This is a genomic window from Streptomyces sp. NPDC111628, assembly GCF_055635195.1.
In genome coordinates, this window is the sequence record NZ_JBVKBZ010000001.1 from 461,238 (window position 1) to 477,016 (window position 15,779).

Here is a 15,779-nt window from a genome sequence, read left to right on the forward strand (position 1 = left end):
CGAGAAGAGGGAGCCGATGGCCGAAGCGTCCGCCACGGAGCCGGAGCGCCCCGACCAGGGGAGCGCGGATGACGCCGTCATCGCCACCCGCGCGCTCACCAAGCGCTACCGCGGCGGACAACTCGCCGTCGACGGTCTGGACCTGACCGTCCCGGCGGGCAGTGTCTTCGGCTTCCTCGGGCCCAACGGCTCCGGCAAGACCACCACCATCCGCATGCTGATGGGGCTGATCGAACCCACCTCGGGCAGCGCCCGGGTCCTCGGCCGGCCCATGCCGCGCGCGTCCCGCTCCGTACTGCCCCGGGTCGGCGCCCTCATCGAGGGCCCGGCCCTGTACGGCTTCCTCTCCGGCCGGGACAACCTGCTGCGCTACGACGCCGCCGACCCGACCGCCGACCCGCGCACCCGGCGCGAGCGCGTCGCGGCGGCGCTGGACCGGGTGGGCCTCGCGGCCGCCGGCGGCAAGAAGGCGAAGGCGTACTCGCTCGGTATGAAGCAGCGGCTGGGCCTCGCCGCGGCGCTGCTCCAGCCGCGCCGCCTGCTCGTCCTGGACGAGCCGACCAACGGACTCGACCCGCAGGGCATGCGCGAGATCCGCACCCTCGTGCGCGAACTGGCCTCCGACGGCACCACCGTCTTCCTCTCCTCCCACCTGCTGGACGAGATCGAGCAGGTGTGCACCCACGCCGCCGTGATGGCGCAGGGGCGGCTGATCACCCAGGGCGCGGTGGCCGACCTGGCGGCCGGGGCACGCGGCCTGCTGGTGGTGACCACACCGGACGCGGGCGACGCCGCCCGGGTGCTGAAGGAGCAGGGGGCCGCGGACGTGGTCGTCGACGGCGACCGGGTGACGGCGGAGCCACCGGAGCGCGACCTCGCCGAGGTGAACGCGGCGCTGGTCGTGGCCCGCGTCCGGGTCCGGGGCTTCGTTGTGGAACGGGCCTCGCTGGAGGACGCGTTCGTGGCGCTGACCGGGGAGGGCTTCGATGTCGCGGGCTGATGTGCTGGGCGAGCCGGTGAGGGAATCGCCGCGGACCCCGAGTCCGCTGTGGTCCCTCGGGCTGTTCCGCAACGAGCTGCTGACCACCTTCCGGCGCTGGCGCACCCTCGCCCTGCTGGCCGTGCTCGCCGCCGTGCCGATCCTGGTGGGCATCGCCGTGAAGATCGAGACGAGTGACGGGTCCTCGCCCGGCGGCGGTGGTGGTGGCGGTGGCGGCGCGGGACCGGCGTTCATCTCGCAGGTCAGCAACAACGGGCTGTTCCTGGTCTTCACCGCGCTCGCCGCGACCCTCCCGTTCTTCCTGCCGATGGCCATCGGCGTCGTCGCGGGCGACGCGATCGCGGGCGAGTCGAGCGCGGGCACGCTCCGCTACCTCCTGGTCGCCCCGGCGGGCCGCTCCCGGCTGCTGCTCACCAAGTACGCGACGGTGATCGCGTTCTGCCTCGCCGCCACCCTGGTGGTCGCGGTCTCGGCGCTGGCGGTAGGCGCCCTGCTGTTCCCGGTCGGCGACCTGATCACCATCTCCGGCACCCGGATCAGCTACGCCGAAGGGCTGGGACGGGCGCTGCTGATCGCCCTGGTCGTGGCCGCCTCACTCGTCGGTATCGCGGCCCTGGGCCTGTTCGTCTCCACCCTGACCGGCAGCGGCATCGCGGCGATGGCCACCACGGTCGGACTGCTGATCACCGTCCAGATCCTCGACCAGATCCCCCAGCTCGACGCCCTCCAGCCGTACTTCTTCTCGCACTACTGGCTCTCCTTCGCCGACGTGATGCGCGAACCGGTCTACTGGGACGACCTGGTGAAGAACCTCGGCCTCCAGGCCCTCTACGCGGCGGTCTTCGGCTCGGCGGCCTGGGCCCGGTTCACGACGAAGGACATCACCGCGTAGTCAGGGCTTGCTCATGGCGCGGTCACGGCGTCCGCCTGCTCGTACGGGAACCGCGCGAACGGCGCCTCCCGCGCGAAGAAGGTCTTGGCGCGGGCCAGCGCCTCCGTGTCCCGCAGGACGTCACCGGGCTTGCTGCCGTTGCCCAGCAGCACCCCGCCGAACCGCATGCCCATGTACGCAGCCGAGTTGCGCAGAGCGCCGATCAGCGGGTCGGCGACCTCCTGCTCCTCGTGGGCGAGCGCGGTGACGCCCCACAGGGTGCGGCCGGCCAGGGTCGCCTTGAAGTCGAGGCCGGGGGTGCGCAGCCAGCCGGACCAGTGGTCGAGGTAGCGCTTGACCGGTGTGGACAGCGTGTACCAGTACAGCGGCGAGGCGATCACGATGTCCGTGGCGGCGAGGGTGGCGTCGAGCAGCAGGCGCGCGTTGCCCTCCGTGGGGCGCGTGTGGTCGCTGTCGTGCCGCAGGTCCTCGAACTCGGGCAGGGGGTGCCGGGCCAGGTCGATCCAGCGCTGCTCGACGTCCGCGGGCAACTGTTCGGCGGCACGGCGGGCGAGCGACTCGGTGTTGCCGTCGGGGCGGGTGCTGCCCGGCAGGAAGAGGAAGCGGCGCGTCATGAGAACCCCCAGGATTGATCGGCGAGAGACGATAACCTGCGTATGCATTATATGCACACGCATTGAGATGCCTGTATCGGCACGGCCCATCGCGCGGCGTGACCTCCTGGAACGAGCCTGTGACACCCCGGTGACGTGAGAATCGGGAGCGAGCGGAGAGACTCGAAGCAGGTGCACGACAGGCATGACAGGCTCTGGACGGCAGGGAACGGAAACCGCCGACGGAAGCCGCAGATGAGTGGGGGAACGATGTCTCGACTCGGCCGCGACAGGCAGCGGGAACACGAGCGCGCCGAGGGCTCGCCAGGTCCCGCCGCGACGCCGATCGACGTCCACGTGCCGGCCGGCGACTCCGGCGCACGCGGTGCCTCGGTCGACGGTTCACCGGTCGTCGCGGCCCCGGGCGAGGAGATCCAGAACGCCGTCCTGAACCGCCTCCACCGCCTCGCCCTCGCCGCCGGTCGTCCCGTCCTCGCCACGATCCACGACCGGCGCCTCGGCTACTCCGTCCCGCTCCGGGTCGACCCGGACGGCTCGAGCCACCTCGCCGCGGACCCGGTGCCGACGGCATCGGAGGACGCGCACGAGGAGGCTGCCGTGGACGCCCCCGTCGAGGCACCCGTACGGCACGACCGGCCCACGCACTTCCTGCGCTCGGTGGTACCGGCCCGGGACGGCACGCCGACGTTCCCGCTGCCGGCGGTGTCCGGGACGGAGCGGGAGCGGTCCGGCAGCGCCGCCGCGCCGACCTTCACGCTGCGCGCCCTGCCGGAACCGGCCCAGGGGACGCCGCCCGGCACGGTGGCGCCGCCGACGGGTGCGTTCGGGCCGCCCCCGCGCATGGACGGTGCGTCCACGACCGGCGCCGCGCGGGACACGGCGCCGCGACCGACGTTCGGCCCCTTCGCCGCACCGGGGCCGACCCCGGCGCCCGAGCCGATCCCTGAGCCGATCCCCGAGCCGATCCCTGAGCCGGAAGCCGCGCCTGCTGCCACGCCCACGCCCGCTCCCACGCCCGCTCCCGCTCCCGCGTCCAAGTCGGTCCCCGACCCGTACTTCGACCCCGACCCCAAGCCCACTCCGGCCCGCGGCTTCGACGCCGTGGCCGAGGCCGTGCTCGGGGACGCGCCGCTCACCGCGCCTGGTGACGCCACCGCCCCGGCCCTGCTCGCGGAGCCGACGGCCCGTATCAACGAGGCCGTCAAGGAGGGACGTACGGAGGCCGCGGCGCGGCTGGCGGAGCAGACGGTGGCGGAGGCCTCGCGCACGCTCGGGCCGGAGCACGCCGAGGTGCTCCGGCTCCGTGAACTCACCGCGTACATCGCCTACTTGTCCGGCGACCCGGACCGTGCCTTCCAGCTCTCCCTGGACCTGGCCCGGATACACCGGCGCTCGGGCGACGCCGAGGCCGCGTACGGCAACGTCCAGAGCGCCGCGACCGCCTGGCGTGCCGTACGCGATGCCGCACGGGGCCTGGAACTGGGGAACGACCTGGTCGGCCTCTGGTCCGAACTCGCCGCCGAGGACGGCCCGGCCGCCGAGGACGCCGAGCAACTGGACTCCGTCCGCACCCGCATGGGCCGCCTCACCGAACGCGCCCGCGCCCAGGCCGGCTGACGCCGACCCGTCGGTGCGTGCGCGGGGCCGCTCGCCCTACTGCGACAGTTCCCAGACCGCGTAGGCGATGGCGTCGCTGTTGCGGTCCAGGGCCGTGTCGTCGATGTTGGCGGTGGTGTCGCAGGACGAGTGGTAGCAGCGGTCGAAGGGCTGGCCCACGGTGCCGCCCCACTTGGCCGCCTGCGCGGACGTCTTGCGGTAGTCCGCGCCGCTGAAGAGACCGCCCACGGGGACGCCCGCGTTCTTGAAGGGCGCGTGGTCGGAGCGTCCGTCGCCCTCGGTCTCGATCTCCGTGGAGATGCCGATACCGGCGAAGTAGTCCTTGAACGTCTTCTCGATCGTGGGATCGTCGTCGTAGACGAAGTAGCCGGGGTTGGGCGAGCCGATCATGTCGAAATTCAGGTAGCCGCTGATCTCCGCGCGTTCCGCGGAGCCGAGGCTGTCGACGTAGTGGCGGGAGCCGACGAGTCCCAGTTCCTCCGCGCCCCACCAGGCGAAGCGCAGGTGCTTTGTCGGCTGGTAGCCGGACCGGGCGACGGCGAGCGCGGTCTCCAGGACGGCCGAGGAACCGGAGCCGTTGTCGTTGATACCGGGCCCGGAGACGACGCTGTCCAGGTGTGATCCGGCCATGACAACCTGATGTGCGTCGCCGCCGGGCCAGTCCGCTATCAGGTTGTACCCGGTGCGGCCCGAGGCGCTGAACTGCTGCACGCGGGTGGTGAACCCGGCGGCGTCCAGCTTGGCCTTCACGTAGTCGAGGGAGGCCTGGTAGCCGGCGCGCCCGTGGGCACGGTTGCCGCCGTTCGCCGTGGCGATCGACTGGAGCTGCGAGAGATGGGTCTTGACGTTGGCTATCGGTATGTCGGGCGCGGTGGCGGCAGTGGCGCCGGTGGCGGGGTGCGCGGGTGCGGGCGCGGTCGCCGCGCCGGCGGCGGAACCGCCGGCCATCAGCGTGGCGACGGCGACGGCTCCGGCCGTCAGTGCGCGCCCGGAAGGGAGGAGCTGCATGTGGGGGGCTCCGAATTCCTAGGAGGTCCCTGGGGAGGGGACCCCGCAGTCAATGGGGTGCCTGGATGGTGCGGGTGGGACTGACCGCCCGTCAAGACCGCTATCCGGCCACGGCGTCACACATAGCGGAAGCCCTCTGCTCGCACCCCGGGCGGACCCGGCCATAGTGCCGCCCTAGTGGACGCAGAACTCGTTCCCCTCGGGGTCCGTCATCAGCACCCACTCCCCGCCCGCCTCCTTCACCCGCCGCTGCACACTCGCCCCCAGCGCCTCGAGCCGGGCGACCTCCTCCTCCCTCCGGCCGTCCGCGGCGTGCACGTCCAGGTGGACCCGGTTCTTGACGGCCTTGGCCTCCGGTACGCGCTGGAACAGCAGCCGTCGCCCCAGCCCGGTGCCGCTCTCCTCCTGGAAGGGGTCGTCGGGGTGGCGTACGGCGGCCAGGTCCCGCCAGGCGCGGCGGCCGTGGGACTCGACGGTCAACTCCGCCGGTACCGCCCCGAAGCCCAGCAGTTTCTCGATGAGCGCGCTGTTGTCCTCCACCTCGTAGTGGAGGGCCGCGGCCCAGAAGTCCGCCTGCGCGTGCGGGGCGGCCGCGTCGATGACGATCTTGAAATGCAGGGGTGCGGGTCTTGAGGTCGCTGTCATGTAACCACTTATACTGGTTGCATGACCGAGCGGACAGCGGAATCGCCGGAATCGCGGGAAACGCCGAAGTCGGTCCCGGGCCGCCCTCCCGGACTGACACTGGTGTCGTCCCAGGGGAAGTCGTACCGCTTCGACCCGGGCGCGCTCTGCCTCGAACTGCTGACGACGGGCGGGCCGGGCGACTTCGCGCGCTGGGAGGTGCTGCACGAGCCCGCCGATCTGGTGACCTGGGCCGAGCGCAGCCGGCTGCCGGACGGGCTGGACCTGTCGGCGGACCGGACGGACGTGGAACGGGCCAGGGATCTGCGCGACGCCCTCTTCCTCCTCGCCGCGGACCGCGCCCACGGACGGCCGCTCCGCCCCGACCACCTGGACGTCGTCAACGCCGCCGCGGCCGTGCCCCCGCTCGCCACCCGCCTCGAACCGGACGGCACGCGCGGCTGGGCCCCGGGCGCCACCGGGCCCCGGCTGCTGTCGACGGTGGCGCGCGACGCGATCGAGCTGTTCACCGGTCCGTACGCGGACCGCATCCGCGAGTGCGGTGCGCACAACTGCTTCCTGCTGTTCGTCGACACCTCACGCCCCGGGCGCCGCCGCTGGTGCGCGATGGAACACTGCGGCAACCGGGAGAAGGTCCGTGCCCACCGTGCCCGGCAGGCGCCGGACGAGCCCTGACCCGGCGCCCGCGAGGTGCCGTTACGGCTTCCCCGCCCTGGCGCCGTGCTGCTGGGGCGCGTCGGCGGAACCCGGCGCCGGAGTGCCGGAGGCCACGACGCCCGGCTCTCGCGGAGCGGCTTCCCCCTTGACCGGCGGCACGCCCGCGCCCGTCCGGTCCAGTTGCTCCCGCAGCGCCCGTGCGGTCCGGCGGGCCGTGCGCAACGCGTCCCAGGTGAGCAGCGTCAGCGCCAGCCAGACCAGCCCGAAGCCGGCCCAGCGCTCGGGCGGCATGGCCTCGCCGAAGTAGAGGACGCCGAGCAGGAACTGGAAGACCGGTGCCAGGTACTGCAACAGCCCCAGTGTGGACAGCGGCACGCGGATCGCCGCCGCGCCGAAGCAGACCAGCGGGATCGCCGTGACGACGCCGGTCGCGGCGAGCAGGGCCGAGTGTCCGGCGCCCTCCGTGGTGAAGGTCGACTCGCCCTGCGCGCCCAGCCACAGCAGGTAGCCGAGCGCCGGCAGGAACTGGATCGCCGTCTCGGCGGTCAGCGACTCGACGCCACCGAGGTTGACCTTCTTCTTCACCAGGCCGTACGTGGCGAAGGAGAAGGCGAGGCAGAGCGAGATCCACGGCGGCTGGCCGTAGCCGACGGCGAGCACGAGCACGGCCGCGAAGCCGGTGCCGACCGCCGCCCACTGCGCGGGCCGCAGCCGCTCCTTGAGCAGCAGCACGCCCATCGCGATGGTGACCAGCGGGTTGATGAAGTAGCCGAGCGAGGCCTCGACGACATGGCCGCTGTTCACGGACCAGATGTAGACGCCCCAGTTGACCGTGATGACCGCGGCGGCCACCGCGACCAGGGCGAGCCTGCGCGGCTGCCGCAGCAGCTCGCCGGCCCAGGCCCAGCGCCGTACGAAGAGCAGGGCGACGGCGACGAAGGCGAGGGACCACACCATCCGGTGGGCGAGGATCTCCCCGGCCCCGGCGGGCTTGAGCAGCGGCCAGAACAGCGGGACGAGCCCCCACATCCCGTACGCCGCGAAGCCGTTCAGCAGGCCTACTCGCTGATCACTCCTGGACGACCCGGCCACGGGCACCTCCTTCTCGCACACGGCATGCCGGGGACGGGGAGGCATGCCAGGACGAAGGTAGCGCCGCACCCGGCCGCCTGTCATGCCCGTATCGGAATACGGTCATGACAGGCGGGGTGAGACGGGGTGGGCCGGGGTGGGGCGGGGTCCGCGGAGGGTGGAGGTCAGTCCTTGAGTGCGACGGCGACGGCCTCGGCGAGCGGTGTCGTCGGGCGGCCGGCCAGCCGGGACAGATCGCCGGTGGAGACGACCAGCTCGCCCTTGGCGATGGCGGCGTCCACGCCCGCGAAGACGTCCGCGAGCGGTCCGGGCACCCCGGCGCCGGTCAGGATGCCGGTGTAGGCCTCGATGGAGACGGGGGTGTAGGCGATCTCCCTTCCCGTCTGCCGGCTCAGCTCGGCGGCGTACTCGGCGAAGCTCCAGGCCTCGTCGCCGCCCAGCTCGTACGCGGTGTTCTCGTGGCCCTCGCCGGTCAGTACGGCGACGGCGGCGGCCGCGTAGTCCGCGCGGGAGGCGGAGGAGATCCGGCCCTCGCCGGCCGCCTGGACGACGGCGTCGTGCTCCAGGACGGGGGCGAGCTGCTCGGTGTAGTTCTCGTGGTACCAGCCGTTGCGCAGCAGCGTGTACGGCACGCCCGAGCCGACCAGCACCTCCTCGGTGGCGCGGTGGTCGTCGGCGAGCGCGGCCTTGAGGCTCTCGGGGGCGCTGGTGTAGGCGAGCAGGGCGACGCCGGCCTTCTTCGCCGCTTCGATCACGATCGTGTGCTGCCGCACGCGGCCCTTGTCGAACTCGTTGCCGGAGATCAACAGGACCCGGTCGCCGGCCGCGAACAGGTCGTCGAAGGTCTCGGGGGAGTTGTAGTCCGCGATCGCGAGCCGCACGCCCTGGGCGGCGAGGTCGGCGGCCTTGTCGCGGTCCCGGACGACCGCGGTGACCTGGTCGGCCGACACCTTCTCCAGCAGCTGCCGCACGACGTGGCGGCCGAGGTGTCCGGTGGCTCCGGTGACGACGATGCTCATGGTTTCAGTGCTCCTTGTGGGGGTTCGTTGCTACTAACCTTAAGAGCTGCGCTAACCAGAGGAAAGTGCCAACTTTGAAGTAAGGTACTTACTTGTAGGTAAGCGAGAGGGGCCCGGACGGGAATCGTCCGGGCCCCTCTCGTGTGCGGGGACCACGTGTGCGGGACCACGTGTGCGGTGAACGGCGCCTCGTCAGCCGACGACCGTCCAGGTGTCGTTGCCGGCCAGCAGCGCGGCGAGGTCGCCCTTGCCGTCTCTCTCGACGGCGGTGTCGAGCTGCTCGGTCATGAGGGTGTCGTAGACAGGCCGCTGGACCGAGCGCAGGACGCCGATCGGGGTGTGGTGCAGGGTGTCCGGGTCGGCGAGGCGGGAGAGCGCGAAGGCGGTGGTCGGGGACGTGGCGTGGGCGTCGTGGACCAGGATGTCCGCCTCGTTGTCCGCGGTGACGGCGACCACCTCCAGGTCACCGGTCCGCGGATCCCGTACGACGCCCTTGGCGCCGTCGGTGCCGAAGCGGATGGGCTGACCGTGCTCCAGGCGGATCACGGCCTCCTCGGCCTGCTGCTTGTCTTTGAGGGCGTCGAAGGCGCCGTCGTTGAAGATGTTGCAGTTCTGGTAGATCTCGATCAGGGCCGTGCCCGGGTGCTCGGCGGCCTGGCGCAGCACCTCGGTGAGGTGCTTGCGGTCCGAGTCGACGGTCCGGGCGACGAAGGACGCCTCCGCGCCGAGGGCGAGGGAGACCGGGTTGAAGGGCGCGTCCAGCGAACCCATCGGGGTCGACTTGGTGATCTTGCCGACCTCGGAGGTGGGGGAGTACTGGCCCTTGGTCAGGCCGTAGATCCGGTTGTTGAACAGCAGGATCTTGAGGTTGACGTTGCGGCGCAGGGCGTGGATGAGGTGGTTGCCGCCGATGGAGAGCGCGTCGCCGTCCCCGGTGACGACCCAGACCGACAGGTCGCGCCGGGAGGAGGCGAGCCCGGTGGCGATGGCGGGGGCGCGGCCGTGGATGGAGTGCATCCCGTAGGTGTTCATGTAGTACGGGAAGCGGGAGGAGCAGCCGATGCCGGAGACGAAGACGATGTTCTCCTTCGCCAGTCCGAGCTGGGGCATGAAGCCCTGCACGGCGGCGAGGATCGCGTAGTCGCCGCAGCCGGGACACCAGCGCACTTCCTGGTCGGACTTGAAGTCCTTCATGGACTGCTTGCCCTCGGCCTTGGGGACGAGCTGGAGCAGTGCGCCCGCGTCAGTCATCGATGGCCTCCTTCAGGACCGTGGCGAGCTGTTCCGCCTTGAACGGCATGCCGTTGACCTGGTTGTAGGACTGGGCGTCGACCAGGTACGTCGCCCGGATCAGGGTGGCGAGCTGACCGAGGTTCATCTCGGGGACCACCACCTTGTCGTACCGGGCGAGGACGGCGCCGAGGTTGGGCGGGAAGGGGTTGAGGTGGCGCAGGTGGGCCTGGGCGATCTCCTCGCCGGCGGTGCGCAGCCGCCGCACGGCGGCGGTGATGGGCCCGTACGTCGAGCCCCAGCCCAGCACGAGTGTCCGTGCGCCGTCCGGGTCGTCGACCTCCAGGTCGGGGACGTCGACGCCGTCGACCTTGGCCTGCCGGGTGCGGACCATGAAGTCGTGGTTGGCCGGGTCGTAGGAGATGTTCCCGGTGCCGTCCTGCTTCTCGATGCCGCCGATCCGGTGCTCCAGGCCCGGTGTGCCCGGCACCGCCCAGGGGCGGGCCAGGGTCTGCGGGTCGCGCTTGTACGGCCAGAACACCTCACTGCCGTCGTCCAGGGTGTGGTTGGGGCCCTGCGCGAACTGCACCGTCAGGTCCGGCAGCTCGTCCGGCTCGGGGATCCGCCACGGCTCCGAGCCGTTGGCCAGGTAGCCGTCGGAGAGCAGGATGACCGGCGTCCGGTACGTCAGCGCGATCCGCGCCGCCTCCAGAGCGGCGTCGAAACAGTCGGCCGGCGTGCGCGGGGCGACGACCGGGACCGGTGCCTCGCCGTTGCGCCCGTACATCGCCTGCAACAGATCGGCCTGCTCCGTCTTGGTCGGCAGACCGGTGGAAGGACCGCCGCGCTGGATGTCCACCACCAGCAGCGGCAGCTCCAGACTCACCGCGAGCCCGATCGTCTCCGACTTGAGCGCCACGCCCGGACCGGACGTCGTCGTCACCGCCAGCGACCCGCCGAAGGCCGCACCCAGCGCCGCGCCGATCCCGGCGATCTCGTCCTCCGCCTGGAAGGTGCGCACACCGAAGTTCTTGTGCTTCGAGAGTTCGTGCAGGATGTCCGATGCCGGGGTGATCGGGTACGAGCCCAGGAAGAGCGGCAGGTCCGCCTGGCGGGACGCGGCGATCAGGCCGTAGGCCAGCGCCAGGTTCCCGGAGATGTTGCGGTAGGTGCCGGGCGGGAACGCCGTCGCCGCCGGTGCCACCTCGTAGGAGACCGCGAAGTCCTCCGTGGTCTCGCCGAAGTTCCAGCCCGCGCGGTAGGCCGCGATGTTCGCGGCGGCGATCTCCGGCTTCTTCGCGAACTTCGACGTCAGGAACTTCTCCGTGCCCTCGGTGGGCCGGTGGTACATCCAGCTCAGCAGCCCGAGCGCGAACATGTTCTTGCTGCGCTCGGCCTCCTTGCGGCTGAGGTCGAACTCCGTGAGCGCCTCGACGGTCAGCGTGGTCAACGGCACCGGATGCAGGTGGTAGCCGTCCAGCGAACCGTCCTCCAACGGAGACGTCTCGTAGCCGACCTTCTGCATCGCGCGCCTGGTGAACTCGTCCGTGTTGACGATGATCTCCGCGCCGCGCGGCAGGTCGCCCACGTTCGCCTTCAACGCGGCCGGGTTCATCGCCACCAGCACGTTCGGGGCGTCGCCCGGCGTGAGGATGTCGTGGTCGGCGAAGTGCAGCTGGAAGGACGAGACGCCCGGCAGGGTGCCGGCAGGGGCCCGGATCTCGGCCGGGAAGTTCGGCAGCGTCGACAGATCATTGCCGAACGACGCCGTTTCCGAGGTGAACCGGTCGCCGGTGAGCTGCATCCCGTCGCCGGAGTCCCCCGCGAACCTGATGATCACCCGGTCCAGCCGGCGGACGTCCTTCGTCCCCACCGGTTTGCGCTGTGCTCCCACGACGGTCTCGTCGGTTCCGTCGGCCTGCTCCGCTGGGCTGCTGACCTGGCTGGTCACTTAACTGGACCTCCCTCGGGACGGCTGTCCGGGGACTGGTCTCCCACCGACCGTCCCAGGATCAACCCTACGTCCGCACGCCGTGACTTCCGGTGGACATTCGCATGATGGACACGACTTCGAGATGGCCCACAGCCCTGGAATCCCAAGGTTTTCCCGCCCCCGGCACCGGTGAGGACGCACACCGCCCGTCCTCCGGTTTCTCATTCGTCCGGATGAGCGTTCGCCTAGGGCCTGTCCGGCGGATCATGCCGCAGACGCGGGGTCTGGCACGCGCATCTGCGGCGTTGTCGTCGGTTGCCGACGCTCCGCGTCCTTCCTGCGACCTGATCCGCCGGACAGGCCCTAGCCGGAGCGGGCCGGTGCTTCCGAGGCGTGGGCCGCCGATGTCAGGAATTGAGATAGGTCAGCACCGCGAGCACCCTGCGGTGATCACCGTCGCTCGGGGACAGCCCCAGCTTCATGAAGATGTTGCTGACGTGCTTCTCGACGGCCCCGTCGCTCACCACGAGCTGCCGGGCGATCGCCGAGTTCGTCCGTCCCTCGGCCATGAGCCCCAGCACCTCCCGCTCACGCGGGGTGAGCCCGGCGAGGACGTCCTGCTTGCGGCTGCGCCCGAGCAGCTGCGCGACCACCTCCGGGTCCAGCGCCGTGCCGCCCTGCGCCACGCGCACCACCGCGTCCACGAACTCCCGCACCTCGGCCACCCGGTCCTTGAGCAGATAGCCCACGCCCCGACTGGAACCGGCCAGCAACTCCGTCGCGTAGCGCTCCTCCACATACTGGGACAGCACCAGCACGCCGAGACCGGGATGCGCCTTGCGCAGCCGCACCGAGGCCCGCACCCCCTCGTCGGTGTGCGTGGGCGGCATCCGTACGTCCGCCACCACGACGTCCGGCAGTTCGCCCTGCGCGTCCAGCTCGGTGATGGTCTTGACCAGTGCCTCACCGTCGCCGACACCGGCCACGACCTCGTGCCCGCGGTCGGTCAGCAACCGGGTCAGCCCCTCTCGGAGCAGCACTGAATCCTCGGCGATGACCACCCGCACCCTGTCCTCCACGATCCTCGGCCCCCCACAGCCCCGTGCACCTCACGGCCCGCGCGGCACGCGCCGCGTTCACGAACCGTCCGTGCGACAGGTCCAGCATCCCAGCATCGGAGGCCGGATGCCCGGGGCAACGGGAAGAGAACGGGAAGTCCCGGCTACCGATCCCGGTACCGGCGCCGGTACCGGTCCCGGGATCGGTCCGGGTTCGGCCACTCGATGGCCGGTTCTCGACGGCCGCTTCGCCTGGGGGCGCCGGCCCGCCGCCGCTGTGCCGATCATCCGGTGAGCGGCTCGTTCCGCCAGGGCAGCTCCGCCGTGATCCGTGTCGGACCTCCGGCCGGCGAGTCCACCACGAGGATCCCGTCCACCGCGTCCAGCCGCTCCGCCAGACCGGCCAGCCCGGACCCGGCCGACGCGTCGGCGCCGCCCACGCCGTTGTCCACGATCTGGAGCATCAGCCGGTTCTCCACCCGCCACACCTCCACGGCGGCCGACGTGGCCCGCGCGTGCTTGCTGACGTTCTGGAGCAGCTCCGAGACGGTGAAGTAGGCGATGCCCTCGATCGCCGAGGCCGGCCGCTCCGCCAGGTCGACCTCCACCCGCACCGGCACGGTGCAGCGCGAGGCGACCGAGGAGAGCGCCGCGTCCAGACCGCGGTCGGTCAGGACCGCGGGGTGGATGCCCCGGGCCAGGTCCCGCAGCTCCTGGAGCGCCGTCTTCACTTCACCGTGCGCCTCGTCCACCATGACGGCCGCGGCCCGGGGGTCCTCCTTCAGCTTCTCCTTGGCCAGACCGAGGTCCATGGCGAGGGTGACCAGGCGCGCCTGCGCCCCGTCGTGCAGGTCACGCTCGATGCGCCGCAGGTCGGCCGCGGCCGTGTCGACCACGACCCCCCGGTCGGACTCCAGCTCCACGACCCGCGTCGCCAGCCGCGACGGTCCGAGCAGCCCGTGCACCATGACCCGGTCCACCGTCGTCAGCGCCCGCACCAGCCACGGCGTCGCCAGCGTGAACAACAGACCGACCAGCGCGGTCACGGCGATCTCGAAGGGGTTGTCCAGGTAGACCCGGTGCGTCTCGTCGCCGTACAGCTGGAGCCCGTCCTGGCCCGCGTACATCGGGAACACCCAGAACCACAGCGGGTACGTCAGCATCGCCCACCCGAACGCCCAGACGTTCACGGCGACGACGAACGAGAACACCGACCACGGGAACTGCAGCACCGCGTACAGCAGGCTCCGCCAGGAAGCGCCGCTCTTGAGCACGGCCCCCATCCAGCCCATCGCGCCCTGCTTCTTCAGCCGCAGCGGCTCCGGCTCGGGGACCCGCAGTCCCAGCAGGGCACGGGCCCGCGCCCGCTCCATCGCCCCGAAGCCCCTGCACCCGGCGAGGGCGGCCGCCAGCACCGGCACCCCCAGGAACGTCACCAGCAGGCCCGCCCCCAGCGACACCATCGTCACGGCGTACGTGAAGAGCAGGATGCCGACCGGCAGGCCCACCAGGACATAGCCGAACTCCCGCCAGCTGCGCGCCTCGAACGGTGCCCGCAGCCCCGCAGGCAGCCGGTGGCGCCGGTCACCGGTGTGCCCGGGGAAGCCGGACCCGCTCCCGAGTCCGTAACCCTGTCCGTATTCCGTGGCCATCGGTGCCGTCCCTCTCCTCGTCGCGCTACGGCTGTGCTGTCGTAACTCCACCCTCCTCGACCGCGGCGCCGCGGCCCATGGAGCCCGTCGGCGTCTGCGGAGTGGGGTTTTCCCTACCCCCTGGGGCGCGAGCCGGCCGAGCCGGCTTCCGTGCGGTCCCGCCACGGCAGCTCGGCCGTGATCGTGGTCGGGCCACCCTCCGGCGAGTCGACGACGAAGAGACCGTCGACGGCGGACAGCCGGTCGGCGAGGCCCTTCATCCCCGTACCACCGTCGAGGCTCGCGCCGCCGTGGCCGTTGTCCCCCACCTGTATGAGCAGTCGGTCGGACGACCGCCACACCTCCACGGAGGCCGAACTCGCCCCACTGTGCTTGCTCACGTTCTGGAGCAGCTCCGAGACGGTGAAGTAGGCGATGCCCTCGATGGCGGCCGCGGGGCGTTCCGCGAGGTCGGCGGTCACCTTGACCGGCACGGTGCAGCGAGAGGCGACCGAGGAGAGCGCCGCGTCCAGGCCGCGGTCGGTCAGGACGGCCGGATGGATGCCGCGAGCCAGGTCCCGCAGCTCCTGGAGGGCCAGCTTCACCTCGCCGTGCGCCTCGTCGACCATGGCCGCCGCCGCGTCGGGGTCCTCCAGGAGCTTCTCCTTCGCCAGGCCGAGACCCATGGCGAGGTTGACCAGGCGGGCCTGTGCGCCGTCGTGCAGGTCGCGCTCGATGCGCCGCAGGTCGGCGGCGGCCGTGTCGACCACGACGCCCCGGTCCGACTCCAGCTCGGCGATCCGCCGCTCCAGCTCGTCGGACGGGGACAGCAGCCCCCGCACCATCGCCCGGTCGGCGTTGGCCAGGCCCCGCGCGATGAACGGCAGCACGGGCCACAGCACGAACAACGACGTCAGGGTGACGAGGAACGTGGCGACGCCCCAGGGGAACCGGATGAACGCGTACAGGACCGTGCGCCAGCCCACCGGGTCCTTCAACGACATCCACAACTGCGCGAAGAAGCCGCGCCCGCTCCGCAACGGCAGCGGGCTCGGCTCGTCCACCCGCACCCCGAGCAGCGCCCTGGTCCGCGCCCGCTCCAGCTTGCCCAGCTGCCGTGCGCCCAGCAGGCCGGCCGCCAGCAGCGGGAGCCCGATCACCGTGACCGTCAATCCAATGCCGACGGACAGCATCGTCACCACGTAGATGAAGCCGAGCAGCGCCGCCGGGAAATTCGCCAGCAGGTGGGCGATCTCCTTCCAGGTGTGCCGGTCATAGGCGAAACGGGCCGGCGGCAGGCGGTCGCCGGCCGCTGCGCCGGTGGTCCCGGCGAGGCTGGATGTCGAGAGGCGTTCGGTCATACACGTCAGCGTGCCGTGCGGC

General features: G+C 71.7%; 14 protein-coding genes. 4 read left to right on the top strand and 10 right to left on the bottom strand.

What is annotated here, in order from left to right:
* Positions 1-16: 16 nt before the first annotated feature.
* Entirely contained in the window at positions 17-1,000 is a 984-nt protein-coding gene (locus tag ACZ7MF_RS02245) for an ABC transporter ATP-binding protein (protein ID WP_471474018.1), read from the top strand.
* Positions 987-1,892, top strand: a complete 906-nt coding sequence (locus ACZ7MF_RS02250; RefSeq protein ID WP_471474019.1) for an ABC transporter permease — start codon at positions 987-989, stop codon at positions 1,890-1,892. Before ACZ7MF_RS02245 ends, ACZ7MF_RS02250 begins: the two co-directional genes overlap by 14 nt.
* An 11-nt stretch (positions 1,893-1,903) precedes the next feature.
* On the opposite strand, the gene ACZ7MF_RS02255 is transcribed toward ACZ7MF_RS02250, so the two are convergent.
* Positions 1,904-2,506, bottom strand: coding sequence for a flavodoxin family protein (locus tag ACZ7MF_RS02255; RefSeq protein ID WP_471474021.1), 603 nt, complete (start codon positions 2,504-2,506; stop codon positions 1,904-1,906).
* A gap of 249 nt (positions 2,507-2,755) precedes the next feature.
* On the opposite strand from ACZ7MF_RS02255, the gene ACZ7MF_RS02260 reads away from it, so the two are divergent.
* A complete protein-coding gene (locus tag ACZ7MF_RS02260; protein WP_471474022.1) occupies positions 2,756-4,123 on the top strand; it encodes a tetratricopeptide repeat protein in 1,368 nt (455 codons plus the stop codon).
* A gap of 36 nt (positions 4,124-4,159) precedes the next feature.
* Here ACZ7MF_RS02260 and ACZ7MF_RS02265 read toward each other — a convergent pair whose 3' ends face one another.
* Together ACZ7MF_RS02265 and ACZ7MF_RS02270 are read right to left on the bottom strand one after the other, a co-directional pair.
* Positions 4,160-5,131 (bottom strand): M28 family metallopeptidase, encoded by a 972-nt coding sequence (locus ACZ7MF_RS02265; RefSeq protein WP_471474023.1) that lies wholly within the window; start codon positions 5,129-5,131, stop codon positions 4,160-4,162.
* A 174-nt stretch (positions 5,132-5,305) separates the two neighbouring features.
* The gene (locus ACZ7MF_RS02270; RefSeq protein ID WP_471474025.1) at positions 5,306-5,776 is read right to left on the bottom strand and encodes a VOC family protein; all 471 of its coding nucleotides are present in this window, start codon (positions 5,774-5,776) and stop codon (positions 5,306-5,308) included.
* Between the two features lie 21 nt (positions 5,777-5,797).
* Here ACZ7MF_RS02270 and ACZ7MF_RS02275 point away from each other — a divergent pair, with 21 nt between their 5' ends.
* On the top strand, positions 5,798-6,451 hold the full coding sequence (locus ACZ7MF_RS02275) for a CGNR zinc finger domain-containing protein (protein WP_471474026.1): 654 nt from the start codon (positions 5,798-5,800) through the stop codon (positions 6,449-6,451).
* A 21-nt stretch (positions 6,452-6,472) separates the two neighbouring features.
* Here the strand turns inward: ACZ7MF_RS02275 and rarD are convergent, their stop codons facing one another.
* The 7 genes from rarD to ACZ7MF_RS02310 all read right to left on the bottom strand — a co-directional run bounded on the left by rarD (position 6,473) and on the right by ACZ7MF_RS02310 (position 15,757).
* Positions 6,473-7,525 (bottom strand): EamA family transporter RarD, encoded by a 1,053-nt coding sequence (rarD, locus tag ACZ7MF_RS02280; RefSeq protein WP_471474027.1) that lies wholly within the window; start codon positions 7,523-7,525, stop codon positions 6,473-6,475.
* Positions 7,526-7,689: 164 nt separating this feature from the next.
* Complete coding sequence (locus tag ACZ7MF_RS02285) at positions 7,690-8,544, bottom strand: SDR family oxidoreductase (protein WP_471474029.1); 855 nt, start codon at positions 8,542-8,544, stop codon at positions 7,690-7,692.
* 192 nt (positions 8,545-8,736) lie between these two features.
* Complete coding sequence (locus ACZ7MF_RS02290; RefSeq protein WP_471474030.1) at positions 8,737-9,795, bottom strand: 2-oxoacid:ferredoxin oxidoreductase subunit beta; 1,059 nt, start codon at positions 9,793-9,795, stop codon at positions 8,737-8,739.
* Positions 9,788-11,725, bottom strand: a complete 1,938-nt coding sequence (locus ACZ7MF_RS02295; RefSeq protein ID WP_471474031.1) for a 2-oxoacid:acceptor oxidoreductase subunit alpha — start codon at positions 11,723-11,725, stop codon at positions 9,788-9,790. Before ACZ7MF_RS02295 ends, ACZ7MF_RS02290 begins: the two co-directional genes overlap by 8 nt.
* Before the next feature lie 389 nt (positions 11,726-12,114).
* On the bottom strand, positions 12,115-12,774 hold the full coding sequence (locus tag ACZ7MF_RS02300; RefSeq protein WP_275898184.1) for a response regulator transcription factor: 660 nt from the start codon (positions 12,772-12,774) through the stop codon (positions 12,115-12,117).
* A 275-nt stretch (positions 12,775-13,049) separates the two neighbouring features.
* Positions 13,050-14,417 carry a sensor histidine kinase gene (locus tag ACZ7MF_RS02305; RefSeq protein WP_471474033.1) on the bottom strand — a complete coding sequence of 456 codons (1,368 nt, stop codon included), beginning with the start codon at positions 14,415-14,417 and terminating at the stop codon, positions 13,050-13,052.
* A 113-nt stretch (positions 14,418-14,530) separates the two neighbouring features.
* Positions 14,531-15,757 carry a sensor histidine kinase gene (locus ACZ7MF_RS02310; RefSeq protein ID WP_471474034.1) on the bottom strand — a complete coding sequence of 409 codons (1,227 nt, stop codon included), beginning with the start codon at positions 15,755-15,757 and terminating at the stop codon, positions 14,531-14,533.
* Between the last annotated feature and the right edge of the window lie 22 nt (positions 15,758-15,779).

Coding starts and splice junctions, on each gene's coding strand:
- ACZ7MF_RS02245 (WP_471474018.1), top strand. CDS start 17: ATGGCCGAAGCGTCCGCCACGGAGCCGGAGCGCCCCGACCAGGGGAGC.
- ACZ7MF_RS02250 (WP_471474019.1), top strand. CDS start 987: ATGTCGCGGGCTGATGTGCTGGGCGAGCCGGTGAGGGAATCGCCGCGG.
- ACZ7MF_RS02255 (WP_471474021.1), bottom strand. CDS start 2,506: ATGACGCGCCGCTTCCTCTTCCTGCCGGGCAGCACCCGCCCCGACGGC.
- ACZ7MF_RS02260 (WP_471474022.1), top strand. CDS start 2,756: ATGTCTCGACTCGGCCGCGACAGGCAGCGGGAACACGAGCGCGCCGAG.
- ACZ7MF_RS02265 (WP_471474023.1), bottom strand. CDS start 5,131: ATGCAGCTCCTCCCTTCCGGGCGCGCACTGACGGCCGGAGCCGTCGCC.
- ACZ7MF_RS02270 (WP_471474025.1), bottom strand. CDS start 5,776: ATGACAGCGACCTCAAGACCCGCACCCCTGCATTTCAAGATCGTCATC.
- ACZ7MF_RS02275 (WP_471474026.1), top strand. CDS start 5,798: ATGACCGAGCGGACAGCGGAATCGCCGGAATCGCGGGAAACGCCGAAG.
- ACZ7MF_RS02285 (WP_471474029.1), bottom strand. CDS start 8,544: ATGAGCATCGTCGTCACCGGAGCCACCGGACACCTCGGCCGCCACGTC.
- ACZ7MF_RS02290 (WP_471474030.1), bottom strand. CDS start 9,795: ATGACTGACGCGGGCGCACTGCTCCAGCTCGTCCCCAAGGCCGAGGGC.
- ACZ7MF_RS02305 (WP_471474033.1), bottom strand. CDS start 14,417: ATGGCCACGGAATACGGACAGGGTTACGGACTCGGGAGCGGGTCCGGC.
- ACZ7MF_RS02310 (WP_471474034.1), bottom strand. CDS start 15,757: ATGACCGAACGCCTCTCGACATCCAGCCTCGCCGGGACCACCGGCGCA.